The organism is Streptococcus oralis subsp. oralis (assembly GCF_002096455.1).
Lineage (GTDB): Bacteria > Bacillota > Bacilli > Lactobacillales > Streptococcaceae > Streptococcus > Streptococcus oralis_CY.
In genome coordinates this window covers 835733-853838 of sequence record NZ_NCUL01000008.1, presented here as the reverse complement: position 1 = coordinate 853838, position 18106 = coordinate 835733, and the positions used below count along the sequence as shown (strand labels likewise).

Genomic DNA, 18106 nt, shown 5'->3' with positions numbered 1-18106 from the left:
TGAAAGGAAGAGCAGCATGAACTTAGAAGAATTAAAGAAACGACAGGAGAAGATTCGAAACTTCTCTATTATCGCCCATATTGACCATGGGAAGTCAACGCTTGCAGACCGTATTTTGGAGGCAACTGAGACGGTTTCTAGTCGTGAAATGCAAGCCCAACTTTTGGATAGTATGGATCTTGAGCGTGAGCGTGGGATTACCATTAAACTCAATGCCATTGAGCTCAATTATACTGCAAAAGATGGCGAGACCTATATTTTCCACTTGATTGATACACCTGGGCACGTGGACTTTACCTATGAAGTGTCACGTTCGCTCGCTGCCTGTGAAGGGGCGATTTTAGTAGTTGACGCTGCACAAGGAATTGAGGCACAAACTCTTGCCAACGTTTATCTAGCATTGGACAATGATTTGGAAATTCTGCCAGTCATTAACAAGATTGACCTACCAGCAGCCGATCCTGAGCGCGTGCGTACGGAGATTGAGGATGTCATTGGACTGGATGCTAGTGAAGCAGTCTTAGCTTCTGCCAAAGCTGGTATTGGTATTGAAGAAATTCTCGAACAAATCGTGGAAAAAGTGCCAGCCCCAACTGGTGATGTGACGGCGCCACTCAAGGCCTTGATTTTCGACTCAGTTTATGATGCTTATCGTGGGGTTATCCTCCAAGTTCGTGTCATGGACGGAGTTGTTAAACCTGGCGATAAGATTCAACTCATGAGCAATGGCAAGACTTTTGATGTGACGGAAGTTGGTATTTTCACACCGAAAGCAGTAGGGCGTGATTTCCTAGCGACTGGTGACGTTGGTTATATTGCGGCTTCCATCAAGACAGTTCAAGACACGCGTGTCGGAGATACAGTGACCCTAGCAAGCAATCCTGCAGCTGAACCGCTAGATGGCTATAAGCAGATGAATCCTATGGTCTTTGCAGGTCTTTATCCAATCGAATCAAACAAGTACAATGACCTTCGTGAAGCCCTAGAAAAGTTGCAGCTCAACGATGCCAGTCTGCAATTTGAACCAGAAACATCGCAGGCGCTGGGATTTGGTTTCCGTTGTGGATTCCTTGGCCTTCTCCATATGGATGTTATTCAAGAGCGTTTAGAGCGCGAGTTCAACATTGATCTCATCATGACAGCACCGTCTGTTATCTATAAAGTTAACCAAACTGACGGTGAATCTATGGATGTGTCTAACCCGTCTGAATTCCCAGACCCAACCAAGATTGCGACTATTGAAGAGCCGTATGTTAAGGCGCAAATCATGGTACCACAGGAGTTTGTTGGGGCAGTTATGGAATTAGCTCAACGCAAACGTGGGGACTTTGTGACCATGGACTATATTGATGACAATCGTGTCAATGTTATCTATCAAATTCCACTTGCTGAAATCGTCTTTGACTTCTTTGATAAGCTTAAGTCTTCGACGCGTGGTTATGCAAGCTTTGACTATGAATTGTCAGAGTACCGTCCATCTAAGCTGGTCAAAATGGACATCCTTCTCAATGGAGACAAAGTTGATGCCCTTAGCTTTATCGTTCACAAGGACTTTGCCTACGAACGTGGGAAACTCATCGTGGATAAGCTCAAGAAAATCATCCCTCGTCAACAATTTGAGGTGCCGATTCAAGCAGCTATTGGGCACAAAATCGTGGCTCGTACTGATATCAAGGCCCTTCGTAAGAACGTACTTGCCAAGTGTTACGGTGGTGACGTTTCTCGTAAACGCAAACTCCTTGAAAAACAAAAAGCTGGTAAGAAACGCATGAAAGCTATCGGATCAGTAGAAGTCCCACAAGAAGCCTTCCTTAGCGTCTTGAGCATGGATGAAGAATAGAAATAAAAAAACTCTTGAAGATTTTTCAAGAGTTTTTGCTTTAAATGAGAGTGATAAAATCGGAAGCTAACAGAATCGATTAGGTTAGAATTTGACAGAAGTCCTTATTTTTCTTATAATGCAGATGTAAAGGTGGTAGGATGAAAAAATTATTAATTTTAGGTACTGTAGTTACTGTTAGTGCTTTTTTAGCTTCATGCTCCAATAAATCGCAAACAGCAACCGAAGAAAGTTCGACTGCGGTTGTTAGTTCTTCAAGAAGTCAGGAAACGAATAGCACTAGTTCTGCTGTTTCTGAAGCGAAAAAGGAAGAGACGCAAATCATCGGTTCGAATGAATATGGATTTGTCAAGGTACCCAAATCATGGGTTCGATTCCATGAAGTAGAAGGTGGAAATGATATACAGTATTGTGATGGAACAGATATCAACATTGTTACGCTGAATACCTTTAAGGCTGAGCAGTTCAATATCAGCGAAGAAGAATATGCTAAACTGGATGTTGTGACTGTCTCATCTAGTATTTTAACTTCCAAAGAACAAAGCTCTGATTTCAGTAAGGTTTGGGGCTCCAAATCGACCATTGGAGGCTATGAAGCCTATGTTGTCAATGCAATTGCTAAGTCAGGGAAATACCTCGTTACCTGGGTCTTCCGATCAAATGATGGTAAAATCCGCTATGTTTCACTTGAAGGGGATGGGGAAACTTTAAAAACAATCTTACCGATGGTTGAAAGTAGCTGGTCAACTACTAAATCTGAATAAAAGAAAAAAAGAAGATTCTTGGTCTTCTTTTTATTTTTTTTTACGAATAGATAGATGAGTAGAAAAGAAGAAATGGAGATGTTTATGAAGATTACAAACTATGATATTTACAAATTGAGAAAAGCTGGGCTGAGCAATCAACAAATTTTAACAGTTCTTGAATACGATGAGACTGTAGATCAGGAGCTCTTGCTAGGTGATATTGCAGAAATATCTGGGTGTCGTAATCCTGCTGTCTTTATGGAACGCTATTTCCAGATAGATGATGCACAGTTGGAGAAGGAGTTTCAGAAATTTCCATCCTTTTCTATTCTTGATGACTGTTATCCTTGGAATCTGAGTGAGATTTATGATGCTCCAGTGCTCTTGTTTTATAAAGGAAATCTGGATTTATTGAAATTTCCAAAGGTTGCTGTTGTAGGGAGTCGTTCATGTTCTAGTCAGGGAGCAAAGTCGGTCCAGAAAGTCATTCAAGGTTTGGAAAACGAGTTAATTGTGGTCAGTGGTTTAGCCAAAGGGATTGATACGGCTGCCCATATGGCTGCACTCCAGAATGGAGGAAGAACGATTGCTGTCATTGGAACAGGATTGGATGTTTTTTATCCCCGATCCAATAAACGTTTGCAGGAACACATTGGAAATCACCATTTGATACTTAGCGAATACGGACCAGGTGAGGAACCCTTGAAATTTCACTTTCCAGCTCGTAATCGCATCATTGCTGGCCTTTGCCGTGGTGTGATCGTTGCAGAGGCAAGGATGCGTTCTGGTAGTCTCATTACCTGTGAGCGAGCTATGGAGGAAGGACGTGATGTCTTTGCCATTCCAGGAAACATTTTAGATGGCCATTCAGATGGTTGTCACCACCTGATTCAAGAGGGAGCAAAACTGATTTCCAGCGGTCAAGATGTGCTGGCTGAGTTTGAATTTTAAGGAGAAATTTGTTCCCTCAGATAAACTTTTCTTCTATATATAGGACTTAGGTCTTGACAGCTATAGAAAAATGGTTTACACTTTATAAAGTTTATTACTTTGAAAAGGTGTGATAGTGTGGCTACGGCAACAAAGAAGAAAAAATCAACAGTTAAAAAAAATCTAGTCATCGTGGAGTCGCCTGCTAAAGCGAAAACGATTGAGAAATATCTAGGCAGAAATTACAAGGTTTTAGCCAGTGTCGGGCATATCCGTGATTTGAAAAAATCCAGTATGTCTGTCGACATTGAAAATAACTATGAACCGCAGTATATCAATATCCGTGGAAAAGGTCCTCTCATCAATGACTTGAAAAAAGAAGCTAAAAAGGCCAATAAAGTCTTTCTGGCGAGTGACCCGGACCGTGAAGGAGAAGCGATTTCCTGGCATTTGGCTCATATCCTTGATTTGGATGAGAATGATGCCAACCGTGTGGTTTTTAATGAAATCACCAAAGACGCAGTAAAAAATGCCTTTAAAGAACCTCGCAAGATTGATATGGACTTGGTCGATGCCCAACAAGCTCGTCGTGTCTTGGACCGCTTGGTAGGCTATTCGATTTCGCCAATTTTGTGGAAAAAGGTCAAGAAGGGCTTATCAGCAGGGCGAGTGCAGTCTGTTGCCCTTAAGCTCATCATTGACCGTGAAAATGAAATCAATGCCTTCCAACCAGAAGAATACTGGACAATTGATGGTGTCTTTAAGAAGGGAACCAAACAATTTCAAGCTTCATTCTATGGTATGAATGGCAAAAAGATGAAATTGACCACCAATGAAGAGGTCAAAGAAGTCTTGTCCCATTTGACTAGCAAAGATTTCACTGTTGACCAGGTAGACAAGAAAGAGCGCAAACGCAATACGCCCCTACCTTATACGACTTCAACTATGCAGATGGATGCGGCTAACAAAATCAATTTCCGTACTCGAAAGACTATGATGGTGGCCCAGCAGCTTTATGAAGGAATCAATATCGGATCAGGTGTGCAGGGTTTGATTACCTATATGCGTACAGACTCGACTCGTATCAGTCCTGTAGCTCAGAATGAAGCGGCAAGCTACATTAACGACCGTTTTGGTAGCAAGTATTCCAAGCATGGTAGCAAGGTCAAGAATGCCTCAGGTGCTCAGGATGCCCACGAAGCCATTCGTCCATCTAGTGTCTTTAACACACCTGAAAGCATCGCTAAGTACTTGGACAAAGACCAGCTTAAGCTCTATACCCTTATCTGGAACCGTTTTGTGGCCAGCCAGATGACAGGTGCTATATTTGATACCATGGCTGTTAAGCTCTCTCAAAATGGGGTTCAGTTTGCAGCGAATGGAAGCCAAGTTAAGTTTGATGGTTATCTTGCTATCTACAATGACTCTGACAAGAACAAGATGTTGCCAGATATGGCTGTTGGAGATGTAGTCAAGCAGGTCAATAGCAAGCCAGAACAACATTTCACTCAACCACCTGCTCGCTATTCGGAAGCGACTCTTATCAAGACCTTGGAAGAAAATGGAGTTGGACGGCCGTCAACCTACGCTCCGACTATTGAAACCATCCAAAAACGTTACTACGTTCGTCTGGCAGCTAAACGTTTTGAACCGACAGAACTGGGAGAAATTGTCAATAAACTCATCGTTGAATACTTCCCAGATATCGTAAACGTGACCTTCACAGCTGAGATGGAAGGAAAACTGGATGATGTCGAAGTTGGTAAAGAGCAGTGGCAACGTGTTATTGACGCCTTTTACAAACCATTCTCTAAAGAAGTAGCCAAGGCTGAATTCGAAATGGAAAAAATCCAGATCAAGGATGAGCCAGCTGGATTTGACTGTGAAGTTTGTGGCAGTCCAATGGTGATTAAGCTCGGTCGTTTTGGTAAATTCTATGCTTGTAGCAATTTTCCAGATTGCCGTCATACACAAGCGATTGTCAAAGAGATTGGTGTCGAGTGTCCAAGCTGTCATCAAGGACAAATCATCGAACGCAAAACCAAGCGTAATCGTATCTTCTATGGTTGCAATCGTTACCCAGAATGTGAATTTACTTCCTGGGACAAACCAATTGGCCGTGACTGTCCAAAATGCGGACACTTCCTTGTGGAGAAAAAAGTCCGTGGTGGTGGTAAGCAGGTTGTATGTAGTAATGGCGACTACGAAGAAGAGAAAATTAAATAAAATGCAGAGTCCTGAAAATGAATTTCAGGCTCTTTTTACTTGAAGCTTGACAAATTTCCCCCTTGTGTGCGAAACTAGAGGAAGAGTAATTTATCTAGGAGAAATCATGCGTATCATTTATCTCTGTATTGGCTTTATTTCGCTGGCTTTAGCTGTTATTGGAGTTGTCCTACCACTTTTACCAACAACCCCCTTTCTTTTGTTAGCTATCGCTTGTTTTTCAAAATCTTCTAAGCGTTTTGAAGACTGGCTTTATCATACAAAGCTTTATCAGACTTATGTAGCGGACTTTCGGGAAACCAAGTCAATAGCGCGAGAACGAAAGAAAAAAATCATCGTATCTATCTATATCTTGATGGGAATTTCTATTTATTTTGCCCCTCTTTTGCCAGTCAAAATTGGTCTGGGAGCCTTGACTATCTTTATCACCTACTATCTCTTTAAAGTCATTCCTGACAAAGAATAGATAAAAATAGTAGTTATTTGCCTTGGTAAAAATGAAAGCATATTTAAAATAATATGATATAATAAATTCAAAGAAAACATCAAGGAGAATCAAATGATTTACGAATTTTGCGCTGAAAATGTGACCTTGCTTGAAAAAGCGATGCAGGCTGGAGCTCGTCGAATCGAACTTTGTGATAATCTAGCTGTAGGAGGAACAACGCCAAGTTATGGAGTGACCAAGGCAGCGGTTGAATTGGCAGCTAATTATGATAGCACCATCATGACTATGATTCGTCCCCGTGGTGGCGACTTTGTCTATACTGATCTTGAAATAGCGATCATGCTAGAAGACATTCGTTTGACTGCACAGGCTGGAAGTCAAGGGGTTGTATTTGGGACATTAACTGCTGATAAAAAGTTAGATAAGCCTAATCTTGAGAAGCTGATTGCCGCATCTAAAGGAATGGAAATTGTCTTTCACATGGCCTTTGATGAATTGAGTGATGAAGATCAGTTGGAAGCCATTGACTGGCTCAGCCAAGCCGGAGTAACTCGTATCCTAACTCGTGCTGGTGTGTCTGGAGACTCGCTAGAAAAACGTTTTGCTCACTATCACAGAATTTTGGAACATGCAAAAGGTAAAATTGAAATCTTACCAGGTGGGGGGATTGACTTGGATAACCGTCAAACCTTTATTGACCAGCTGGGCGTGACACAATTGCATGGAACCAAGGTTGTCTTTTAAAAAATAGAAAGGAACTGCTAGCTTTTGGTAGCAGTTTTCACTTATGTTTGAAATTTTTAAATCTTACCAGTTTAATAAAGAAAAAGCTCATGCCTATGGTTTTGTAGAAAATGGGGAAGTCTGGACCTATAGTTGCCAGATTTTGCAGGGTGACTTTTACATGGCAGTCTCTATCACTCCTGATAATGTGAGTTTTCAAGTTTTTGATCAGGAAACGGGTGACCTCTATCCTCAAGTACATATGGAAAGTATGCGTGGGAGTTTTGTTGCAAGTGTCCGTGAGGCTTGTTTGGAGATTCTTTACCAGATTCGGAAGGCTTGCTTTGATGTGCAGGATTTTATCTGTCCTCAGACTAAGCGTATCATGGATCAGATTCAGGAAAAGTATGGTGATCAGTTGGAGTATCTGTGGGAAAAGTCGCCTGATACAGCTGTATTGCGTCATGAAGGCAATCAAAAGTGGTATGCTGTTTTGATGAGAATCCCATGGGATAAGCTGGAAAAGGGCAGAGAAGGCCTAGTCGAAGCAGTCAACCTCAAACACGACCAAGTAGCTGATTTGCTTTCAAAAAAAGGCATTTATCCAGCCTTTCATATGAACAAACGCTACTGGCTTAGTCTGGCGCTTGATGATAGTTTGCAAGATGAAGAAGTGATAGAACTCATCGAAAGAAGTTGGAACTTGACTGTGAAAAATTAAAGAAAGTTACTTGAGTTTTCAAATACTTTCAATTAGCAAAATATTCTTTACTGAAGAAATTTTCAGAAAATAATGGATTTTTTCTTGACAAGTGTTTTTGCCTATGCTAAAATACTAAACAAGATATCAAACGAAGGAGAAAGTCAAACATGAAAACAGCTAAGTTTAATCAATTTGCTTTGTTGTTGAGGTACTCGGGCTAGTGCAAAAGCATTAGTCCTGTTTGGCTTACCAAGCGGGAGTAAATCAACATCTCGCTTGGGCTTCTGAGCGAGATGTTTTTTTAAAACCACATTTGGAAAAGGGGAAATCTTATGCGTAAAGTTGAATTTTTTGATACAAGCCTTCGTGATGGGGAACAAACACCTGGCGTTAACTTCTCAATAAAGGAAAAAGTTTCCATTGCAAGACAGCTGGAGAAATGGGGAATTTCTGTAATTGAAGCTGGTTTTCCGGCTGCTAGTCCAGATTCATTTATAGCTGTTCAAGAAATTGCTAAAGCCATGAAAAAAACAGCAGTGACAGGATTAGCTCGTTCTGTAAAATCTGATATTGATGCTTGTTATGAGGCGCTTAAGGATGCCAAATATCCTCAAATTCATGTCTTTATCGCTACCAGTCCGATTCACCGCAAGTATAAGCTCAATAAAAGCAAGGAAGAGATTTTAGAAGCTATCAAGAAACATGTTTCTTATGCACGTTCTAAGTTTGAAATCGTCGAATTCTCTCCTGAAGATGCGACTAGAACAGAGTTGGATTTCCTCTTGCAAGTCGTTCAAACAGCGGTTGATGCAGGTGCATCTTATATCAATATCCCTGACACAGTTGGCTTTACAACTCCAGAAGAGTTTGCACGTATCTTTGATCACTTGACTGAAAATATTAAATCAGATCATAAAGTTGTCTTTGGTGTCCACTGTCACGATGATCTCGGTATGGCAACTGCAAATACTTTGACAGCAATTAAACACGGTGCTGGACGCGTCCAGGGAACTATTAATGGTATCGGTGAACGCGCAGGTAATGTTGCTCTTGAAGAAGTAGCTGTTGCTTTGAAGATTCGTGAGGATTTCTTCCAAGCAACTAGTGATATTGTTTTGGATGAAACAATGAATACGTCTGAAATGGTTTCTCGCTTCTCGGGTATTCCAGTTCCTAAAAACAAGGCTGTCGTTGGTGGCAATGCCTTCTCTCATGAATCTGGTATTCACCAAGATGGAGTTCTTAAAAATCCTCTCACTTATGAGATCATCACACCTGAATTGGTCGGCGTTAAGAGTAATAGTCTTCCGCTTGGAAAATTGTCAGGTCGCCATGCCTTTGTTGAAAAACTAAGAGAATTAGCCCTAGATTTTACAGAAGAGGATATCAAACCACTCTTCGCTAAGTTCAAGGCACTAGCGGACAAGAAACAAGAAATCACGGATGCAGATATTCGAGCTCTGGTAGCTGGAACCACGGTTGAAAATCCAGAAGGATTCCACTTTGATGATTTACAACTTCAAACCCATGCGGAAAATGACATTGAAGCCCTCGTTAGCCTAGCTAATATGGATGGTGAAAAAGTCGAATTTAATGCAACAGGGCAAGGTTCCGTTGAAGCGATCTTTAACGCTATCGATAAGTTCTTTAACCAATCTGTCCGCTTGGTGTCCTATACCATAGATGCGGTAACAGATGGAATCGATGCCCAAGCTCGGGTTTTGGTCACTGTTGAAAACAGAGATACAGAGACCATCTTTAACGCAGCAGGTCTTGATTTCGATGTATTGAAGGCTTCGGCTATTGCTTATATCAATGCCAATACCTTTGTTCAAAAAGAGAATGCAGGTGAGATGGGACATAGCGTTTCCTACCGAGACATGCCTAGTGTGTAAAGGAGAAGGCTATGACAAAGAAAATAGTAGCTCTAGCAGGGGATGGAATCGGTCCAGAAATCATGGAAGCTGGTTTAGCAGTTCTAGAAGCTCTAGCTTCAAAAACAGGTTTTGACTATGAGATAGATAGATGCCCCTTTGGAGGTGCAGGTATTGATGCTGCGGGGCATCCCTTACCTGATGAAACCCTTAAGGCATGTAGAGAAGCAGATGCTATTCTCCTTGCGGCTATCGGTAGTCCTCAGTATGATGGAGCATCGGTTCGGCCTGAACAAGGCTTGCTGGCTCTTCGTAAGGAACTCAATCTCTATGCCAATATTCGCCCTGTTAAGATTTTTGACAGTCTCAAGCATTTGTCACCTCTCAAACCGGAACGAATTGCTGGTGTAGACTTTGTCGTGGTGCGTGAGTTGACAGGTGGTATCTACTTTGGGGATCATATCCTTGAAGAGTGCAAAGCGCGTGATATCAACGACTACAGCTATGAGGAAGTAAAGCGGATCATTCGTAAGGCCTTTGAAATCGCAGGAAGTCGCAGAAAAATCGTTACTAGTATCGATAAGCAAAATGTTCTAGCAACATCAAAACTCTGGCGCAGAGTAGCTGAGGAAGTTGCGCAGGATTTTCCAGATGTAACCTTGGAGCACCAGTTGGTGGACTCAGCTGCCATGCTTATGATTACCAATCCTGCCAAGTTTGATGTCATCGTGACGGAAAATCTTTTCGGAGATATCTTATCTGATGAATCAAGTGTTCTATCAGGTACACTTGGAGTCATGCCATCTGCTAGTCACTCTGAAAATGGCCCAAGTCTCTATGAGCCCATTCACGGTTCGGCACCTGATATTGCAGGTCAAGGAATTGCCAATCCTATCTCTATGATTTTGTCAGTTGCCATGATGCTGAGAGACAGCTTTGGACGTTATGAGGATGCGGAGCGTATCGAGCGTGCTGTTGAAGCTAGTTTAGCGGATGGCATTTTAACAAGAGATATTGGAGGACAGGCTTCGACCAAGGAAATGACGGAAGCCATCATTGAAAGACTATGAAGATAAACGAAGGAATTACCGTTACTCTTTTGATTTGGAATCTTTTGATATTTATAATCTATGGCATTGACAAATCCAAGGCAAGAGGAGGTGCTTGGCGCATCCCAGAGAAAATTCTAATGACGATAGCACTTGTGTGTGGTGGATTTGGTGCTTGGTTGGCAGGAATCACCTTTCACCACAAGACTCGAAAATGGTATTTTAAAACGGTTTGGTTCCTTGGGATGGTAACCACACTAGTAGCCCTATATTTCATTTGGAGGTAATGGATGGCAGGAAAATCGATTTTTGATAAACTATGGGACCGCCATGTCATCATAGGAGAAGAGGGACAACCCCAACTCATGTACGTGGATCAGCACTATATTCATGAAGTGACCAGTCCCCAAGCTTTTCAAGGATTACGAGATGCAGGTCGCAGATTGAGACGACCAGACTTGACATTTGGGACCTTTGATCACAATGTACCAACCGTCAATATCTACGATATTCGAGATGTTATTTCTAAGGCTCAAATTGATAAGCTCGCTGAAAATGTTGAGGAGTTTGGGATTGAACATGCGGCCCACGGTTCTGAAAAGCAGGGCATCGTTCACATGGTTGGTCCAGAAACAGGACGGACGCAACCAGGAAAATTCATCGTCTGTGGAGATAGCCACACAGCTACTCACGGAGCTTTCGGAGCTATCGCCTTTGGGATTGGGACCAGTGAGGTCGAGCATGTCTTTGCTACCCAGACACTCTGGCAAGTTAAACCTAAGAAAATGTTAGTAGAATTCACCGGTGTTCCTCAAAAAGGAGTTTATTCTAAGGATTACATTCTCGCCTTAATTGCCAAGTACGGCGTTGCTTGTGGTGTAGGCTATGTGGTGGAATATCGTGGACAAGCAATTGATGCACTGACAATGGAAGAGAGAATGACCATCTGCAATATGTCCATCGAGTTTGGCTCCAAGATGGGAATTATGAATCCGGATCAGACTACCTATGACTATCTCAAGGGACGAGAATGTGTTCCAGAGGATTTCGAGGAGGCTATTGCTGACTGGAAGACGCTTGTCAGCGATGAGGATGCCGTCTATGATAAGGTTATCCAGATGGATGTCTCAGACTTGGCTCCCATGGTGACTTGGGGAACCAATCCTGCTATGGGCGTTGACTTTGACAGTAGCTTCCCAGAAATTAAGGATATGAACGATGAGCGAGCTTATCATTACATGAACTTGGAACCAGGTCAAAAGCCAGCGGACATTGAACTAGGATATATTTTTATCGGGTCTTGTACCAATGCTCGTCTCAGCGATTTACAACTGGCTGCGCGATTTGTCAAAGGAAAGAAAATAGCTCCCAATCTAACAGCAATCGTAGTACCTGGTTCTCGTCCTGTCAAACGAGCTGCTGAGAAGTTGGGCTTGGACAAGGTTTTCCTAGACGCTGGCTTTGAGTGGAGAGACCCAGGTTGCTCTATGTGCTTAGGGATGAATCCGGACAAGGTTCCTGATGGCGTCCACTGTGCCTCAACCAGTAACCGTAACTTTGAAGACAGACAGGGATTTGGCGCTAAGACCCATCTTTGCAGTCCAGCTATGGCAGCTGCTGCGGCTATCGCAGGGCGCTTCGTAGATGTTCGGCAAATGCCAGAGGCTCAGTAAGGAGAGGATATGGAGAAATTTACAGTTTATACGGGAACGACCGTTCCTCTCATGAACGATAACATCGACACCGACCAAATACTCCCCAAGCAGTTTCTCAAGTTGATTGATAAAAAAGGCTTTGGTAAGTACCTCATGTATGCTTGGCGTTATCTAGACGATAACTATACTGAGGACCCAGACTTTGTTTTTAACCGACCTGAATATCGTAAAGCTAGTATTCTCATCTCGGGGGATAACTTTGGTGCGGGGTCTTCGAGGGAACACGCAGCTTGGGCTCTAGCTGACTATGGTTTTAAGGTCGTGATTGCAGGTTCTTTCGGGGACATTCATTACAATAATGAACTCAATAATGGTATGTTGCCTATTGTTCAGCCTAGGGAGGTTAGAGAAAAGCTAGCCCAACTCAAACCGACCGACCAGGTAACTGTAGACTTGGAACAACAAAAAATCATCTCATCAGTTGGAGAATTCACTTTCGAAATCGATAGCGAATGGAAACACAAGCTCTTAAATGGTTTGGATGATATCGGTATTACTTTGCAGTATGAAGACTTGATTGCTGCCTATGAAAAACAACGACCAGCCTACTGGCAGGATTAGAAAAATAGAAAAGGAACTATAGAACTATGACAAAACACATTCAATGGAACGGAACACTTTCACAAGAAGGCTATGACATTTTAAAAGGTGAGGGCGGATGTATCGTTTGCCCCACAAAAGTTGGTTACATTATCATGACGAGCGATAAGGCAGGTCTTGAACGCAAATTTGAAGCTAAAGAGCGTAACCGTAACAAACCAGGTGTTGTACTTTGTGGTAGCATGGATGAGCTTCGCGCTTTAGCACAACTCAATCCAGAAATTGAAGCCTTCTACCAAAAACATTGGGATGAAGATATTCTCCTTGGTTGTATCCTTCCTTGGAAACCAGAAGCTTTTGAAAAACTCAAAGCATACGGTGATGGCCGTGAAGAACTCATGACTGACGTTCGTGGTACTAGCTGTTTTGTCATCAAGTTTGGTAAAGCTGGTGAACAGTTGGCTGCTAAACTTTGGGAAGAAGGCAAGATGGTCTACGCCTCATCAGCCAACCCATCTGGAAAAGGAAATCGTGGTAAGGTAGAAGGAATCGGAGAACGTATCGAAGGAGCAGTGGACCTTGTCATCGAAGCAGACGACTATGTGGCATCCATCCAACCGGACAAAACAATCGAAACTCGCTACGAGCAAGGTGTGATGGTGTCTATGGTCGATAAAGACGGAAAACTCATCCCAGAACAAGGAGGAGCCCGTTCAATCTCACCAGCGCCAGTTGTTATCCGCAAAGGGCTTGACATTGATAAAATCATGATGCATTTGTCAGATACCTTTAACTCATGGGACTACCGTCAGGGAGAGTATTACTAAGATAAAAAAAGAAGTCTAGTGTTAAGAGTCATTGAAGCTCCTAACGCTGGGCTTTTTTTAGAAGTTCTTTTCTTTTTCTATAGGATATGATATGCTATAGATGAACTATATATTAATAGAACTTACTTGTGAAAGTAAATTAAAGGAGTATTCAAATGAACAGTGAGCAAAATAACTATTTTTTTGTTGGTACAAAATTTGGTGATGATGATTATCTTGAATATTTTATGAAAGAAGGAAAGTGGGAATTAGGATGGCATAATAACGAGGAAAATAAACAGTATCAAAGAATGTTAAAGTTGTTTAATAAAATTAAACCAGGTGACGTTTTATTTGCTAAATCTACATATGTCAAAAAGAAGAATTTACCTTTTGTAAAGAAAGATGATTTAAAGGTTTCTGTGATGAAAATTCGTGGAATGGCGACTGTTAAAGAGGTTTTAGATGATGGGCATACCATTATTGTTGCTTGGAAAAAAGAGTATATAGAGAGGGAGTGGTTTTTCTTTACGGGGCAAGAAACAATATGGTTTCCATCAGATATTAAGTATCGAACTAAAGAGACTAACCAGTTAATAAAATTTGCAGCAAGTGATGAAATCATAATTCAAGACTATGACTATTTTTTGAATCATCCTAATTGGAAAAAGTATAAAAAATTAGAAAGTGAAACTATGTTAAGGAATGATTTTTTATTTAATTATAGTGGTATATTAAAAAAATCCAAAAACCTCATCCTCCGTGGTGCTCCTGGTACAGGAAAAACTTATCTTGCTAAAGAAATTGCTAAAGAATTAACGGGTGGCAACGAAGACCAAATCGGATTTGTACAATTTCATCCATCCTATGATTATACTGATTTTGTAGAGGGGTTGAGACCTGTATCAAATGGTGATGGAGCTATCGAGTTTAAGCTAGAAGATGGTATTTTTAAGAAGTTTTGCCAGAAGGCTAAAGAAGCTCAGAAAACTGGAGGCCAAGATAATTTTGAGGAAGCGTGGGATCTTTATCTTGAATATGTAAATAGCAGAGATGAAAAAGAATATTTGACAGAATTTTCCTATCTCACAGTAAATAGTAGAAATAATTTTAATATCAATTATGAAACTAAAGCCCAAGGAACTTGCTTAACAAAATCTTATGTTTATGAACTCTATAAAGATGAAAAATATCTGAAACAGCCTTATTATCGTAATCAAGGAAAAAAAGTCCTAGAAACTTTAAAGAAAAGATTTGGTCTGAAAGATTATATTTCTCCAACAGAGATTGACACAGACAAGAAATTCGTCTTCATCATCGATGAAATCAATCGTGGTGAGATTTCTAAGATTTTTGGGGAACTCTTTTTCTCTATCGATCCTGGTTATCGTGGTGAAAAGGGGAGTGTTTCCACCCAGTATGCTAATTTACATGAGACGGATGACAAGTTTTATATTCCTGAGAATGTCTACATCATTGGAACTATGAATGATATTGACCGTTCGGTAGATACCTTTGATTTTGCTATGCGTCGTCGTTTCCGTTTTGTTGAAGTTACTGCTGAAAGTCAGTTATACATTCTAGATAACGAACTAGATGGACATGAGGAGGAAGCGAAAAAACGTCTAAGAAACTTGAATGCTGCTATCGAAAACGTTCAAGAGCTAAATAGTCATTATCATATCGGACCAAGTTATTTCCTTAAGTTGAAGGATGTGGATTTTGACTATGAGTTACTCTGGTCTGATTACCTCAAACCTCTATTGGAAGATTACTTACGTGGTTCTTATGAAGAGGCCGAAACTCTGGATACATTGAAAAAAGCATTTGATCTGACAAATAACGAGCAAACAAATCAGCAAGAGACTGGTGATAATGATGCGTATAACTGATAATCATTATAAAATTGCTAGAGAAGATTTTGTCGCAGAATTTCCCAATCTAAGTCAAGCGCTCCTTGATAGAACACTAGATAACCTATCTCGAGAGGACAATATTTTTATTTTCCCAAATGATTTGATGAATTCTCCTGATTTAGACAAGGACCAAAAGATTTTGGAAACAGTTAATCCGAAAATCAAGACAGGAAATGTGATTGGTTTTCTGGGCTGTGGTCAGGAAAGATTAACGATTTCCTCTCGTTTTTCTGATGAAAGTAATGACCATTTTTTGCATTATCTTTTACAAAAGGTTCTCAATATCAATCTGACTAGTTTGGATGTCGGTCTATCTCTAGAGGATAAACTCTATCAGCTTTTGATTTACCTCTTTCCCAAGTATTTACAAGCTGCTCTCAGAAAAGGTCTTTATAAGGAATACCAGAGATTTTCTCATAACGACAGTCATGTAAAGGGAGTGATAGATGTAGGAAATCATCTTAAGAGAAATGTTCCTTTTATGGGAAATGTTGCCTACACAACGAGAGAGTTCACCTATGATAATCCACTCATGCAATTGATTCGGCATACGATTGAGTACATAAAGATTCAAAAAAGTTTCAGATCTTTGCTTGATAATAATCGTGAAACTATAGCTGAAATTATCCGTGTAAGTCCGTCTTATAAACTCGCTGATCGTGCTAAGATTATCAGAATGAATAAAACGAAACCCATCCGACACGCCTACTTCAGAGAGTACAGAAAGTTACAGGAGCTTTGCCTGATGATCCTAAATAGAGAGAAGCATGGGTTAGGATATCAAGAGCAAAAAATCCATGGTATTCTCTTTGATGTTGCCTGGCTTTGGGAAGAGTATGTCTACACCTTGTTGCCAAAATATTTTGTACATCCCAGAAATAAGGATAAGACGGATGGAATTTCAGTATTTTCTGTTGGGAAACGAAAAGTATATCCAGATTTTTATGACAGAGAACGAAAGACTGTTCTAGATGCAAAATATAAAAAACTGGAGTTCACTGAAAGAGGAATTAACCGCGAGGACTTGTTCCAGCTGATTTCCTATTCTTATATTTTAGAAGCTGAGAAAGCTGGACTGATTTTTCCTAGTATGGAGCAGTCAGTAAATAGTGAAATAGGAAAACTAGCTGGCTATGGAGCTCAATTGAAGAAGTGGTCTATCCAAATCCCTCAGAATGCCTCATCCTATAGTGCATTTTGTAAAATGATGGAAAATTCAGAAGAAAATTTTAAAGCGATTATTGATGAAGAAGTGGGGAGAAAGTAATCTCTTCGCTTTTTTTGCTATTTATATAAGTAATTCCCGAACGATATAATTTGATTGTTAAAAATATTTGACAAAAACTGTACCTTTGTTTATAATTAATTAAGGAAACGTCGGAAAAGACGTAGGGATGCGCAAGCATAGGTAGGTCATTACAAAAGAAACGAGACAGCGATATGTTAAATGAATTTCCAATTTTTGATTATGAAGATATTCAGTTGATCCCAAATAAATGTGTCATTAAAAGCCGTGCAGAAGCAGACACGAGTGTCACACTTGGAAATCACACTTTCAAACTACCTGTTGTGCCAGCAAATATGCAGACGATTTTGGATGAGAACGTAGCAGAGCAACTTGCTAAAGGCGGTTACTTTTACATTATGCATCGTTTTGATGAGGCAGGGCGTATTCCTTTTATCAAACGCATGCACGATCAAGGCCTTATTGCATCCATCTCTGTCGGTGTCAAGGATTACGAGTATGATTTTGTTAGCCGACTCAAGGCTGATGCTCCTGAGTATATTACGATTGACATTGCTCATGGTCATGCGGATAGTGTGATTTCTATGATTCAACACATCAAGAAAGAATTACCAGATACTTTTGTCATTGCTGGGAATGTGGGAACACCAGAAGCTGTGCGTGAACTGGAAAATGCTGGTGCGGATGCTACCAAGGTTGGAATCGGTCCTGGTAAGGTTTGTATCACCAAGGTCAAGACTGGTTTTGGTACAGGTGGTTGGCAGTTGGCAGCACTTCGCTGGTGTGCTAAGGCAGCTCGCAAACCGATCATTGCTGATGGTGGGATTCGTACTCATGGTGATATTGCTAAGTCTATCCGTTTCGGTGCTAGTATGGTTATGATTGGTTCCCTCTTTGCAGGACATATTGAAAGCCCAGGGAAAACGATTGAAGTCGACGGCGAACAGTTCAAAGAATACTATGGTTCAGCTTCACAATATCAAAAGGGTGCTTATAAAAATGTGGAAGGAAAACGTATCTTACTTCCTGCCAAAGGGCATTTACAAGATACCCTTACTGAGATGGAGCAAGATTTGCAAAGTGCCATTTCCTACGCAGGTGGACGCAAGGTTGCCGACCTCAAGCACGTTGATTATGTGATCGTGAAAAACTCTATCTGGAACGGTGATGCATCCCACTAATGGACGCTTAGTCCACCCATAAAAAACTTGTTATTAGAGCAAATTTCTGTTATAATAAGACAAGTTTCCACCCTTAGTGTAATGGATATCACGTAAGATTCCGGTTCTTGAGATGGGGGTTCGATTCCCTCAGGGTGGATGTAAATAGCCTAAGAAAGCCTTA

Annotated in this window: 16 protein-coding genes and 1 tRNA gene; all 17 read left to right on the top strand. The window is 41.0% G+C overall.

All coding sequences use genetic code 11. The features are described from left to right. The first annotated feature begins 16 nt into the window (after positions 1-16). The 17 genes from lepA to B7720_RS08625 all read left to right on the top strand — a co-directional run bounded on the left by lepA (position 17) and on the right by B7720_RS08625 (position 18082). Positions 17-1840 carry a translation elongation factor 4 gene (gene lepA, locus B7720_RS08705; protein WP_049478162.1) on the top strand — a complete coding sequence of 608 codons (1824 nt, stop codon included), beginning with the start codon at positions 17-19 and terminating at the stop codon, positions 1838-1840. A gap of 140 nt (positions 1841-1980) precedes the next feature. Next, complete coding sequence (locus B7720_RS08700) at positions 1981-2604, top strand: hypothetical protein (protein ID WP_000734770.1); 624 nt, start codon at positions 1981-1983, stop codon at positions 2602-2604. Between the two features lie 84 nt (positions 2605-2688). Further along, a complete protein-coding gene (dprA, locus tag B7720_RS08695) occupies positions 2689-3537 on the top strand; it encodes a DNA-processing protein DprA (RefSeq protein WP_000705296.1) in 849 nt (282 codons plus the stop codon). A gap of 117 nt (positions 3538-3654) precedes the next feature. Further along, positions 3655-5742, top strand: coding sequence for a type I DNA topoisomerase (gene topA / locus B7720_RS08690; RefSeq protein WP_084857582.1), 2088 nt, complete (start codon positions 3655-3657; stop codon positions 5740-5742). A 106-nt stretch (positions 5743-5848) separates the two neighbouring features. Next, positions 5849-6208: a YbaN family protein gene (locus tag B7720_RS08685; RefSeq protein ID WP_001220350.1), complete on the top strand. Its 360-nt coding sequence runs from the start codon at positions 5849-5851 to the stop codon at positions 6206-6208. 93 nt (positions 6209-6301) lie between these two features. Beyond that, complete coding sequence (locus B7720_RS08680; protein ID WP_049518799.1) at positions 6302-6934, top strand: copper homeostasis protein CutC; 633 nt, start codon at positions 6302-6304, stop codon at positions 6932-6934. A gap of 43 nt (positions 6935-6977) precedes the next feature. After that, the gene (locus B7720_RS08675; RefSeq protein WP_084857579.1) at positions 6978-7634 is read left to right on the top strand and encodes an MmcQ/YjbR family DNA-binding protein; all 657 of its coding nucleotides are present in this window, start codon (positions 6978-6980) and stop codon (positions 7632-7634) included. A 314-nt stretch (positions 7635-7948) separates the two neighbouring features. Next, positions 7949-9511, top strand: coding sequence for a 2-isopropylmalate synthase (locus B7720_RS08670; RefSeq protein WP_084857577.1), 1563 nt, complete (start codon positions 7949-7951; stop codon positions 9509-9511). An 11-nt stretch (positions 9512-9522) separates the two neighbouring features. After that, the gene (gene leuB, locus B7720_RS08665; protein WP_084857574.1) at positions 9523-10560 is read left to right on the top strand and encodes a 3-isopropylmalate dehydrogenase; all 1038 of its coding nucleotides are present in this window, start codon (positions 9523-9525) and stop codon (positions 10558-10560) included. Next, on the top strand, positions 10557-10826 hold the full coding sequence (locus B7720_RS08660) for a DUF1294 domain-containing protein (protein ID WP_084857571.1): 270 nt from the start codon (positions 10557-10559) through the stop codon (positions 10824-10826). Before leuB ends, B7720_RS08660 begins: the two co-directional genes overlap by 4 nt. A 3-nt stretch (positions 10827-10829) precedes the next feature. Then, positions 10830-12212, top strand: coding sequence for a 3-isopropylmalate dehydratase large subunit (leuC, locus tag B7720_RS08655; RefSeq protein WP_084857569.1), 1383 nt, complete (start codon positions 10830-10832; stop codon positions 12210-12212). Positions 12213-12221: 9 nt separating this feature from the next. After that, complete coding sequence (gene leuD / locus B7720_RS08650) at positions 12222-12815, top strand: 3-isopropylmalate dehydratase small subunit (RefSeq protein WP_084857567.1); 594 nt, start codon at positions 12222-12224, stop codon at positions 12813-12815. Positions 12816-12841: 26 nt separating this feature from the next. Next, on the top strand, positions 12842-13621 hold the full coding sequence (locus B7720_RS08645; RefSeq protein WP_000160503.1) for an L-threonylcarbamoyladenylate synthase: 780 nt from the start codon (positions 12842-12844) through the stop codon (positions 13619-13621). 155 nt (positions 13622-13776) lie between these two features. Beyond that, positions 13777-15492 (top strand): McrB family protein, encoded by a 1716-nt coding sequence (locus tag B7720_RS08640; protein ID WP_084857565.1) that lies wholly within the window; start codon positions 13777-13779, stop codon positions 15490-15492. Beyond that, entirely contained in the window at positions 15479-16783 is a 1305-nt protein-coding gene (locus B7720_RS08635) for an McrC family protein (protein ID WP_084857769.1), read from the top strand. Before B7720_RS08640 ends, B7720_RS08635 begins: the two co-directional genes overlap by 14 nt. 173 nt (positions 16784-16956) lie before the next feature. Further along, a complete protein-coding gene (locus tag B7720_RS08630) occupies positions 16957-17943 on the top strand; it encodes a GMP reductase (protein WP_000931172.1) in 987 nt (328 codons plus the stop codon). Between the two features lie 67 nt (positions 17944-18010). Further along, positions 18011-18082, top strand: a tRNA-Arg gene (locus tag B7720_RS08625). Positions 18083-18106: the final 24 nt, after the last annotated feature.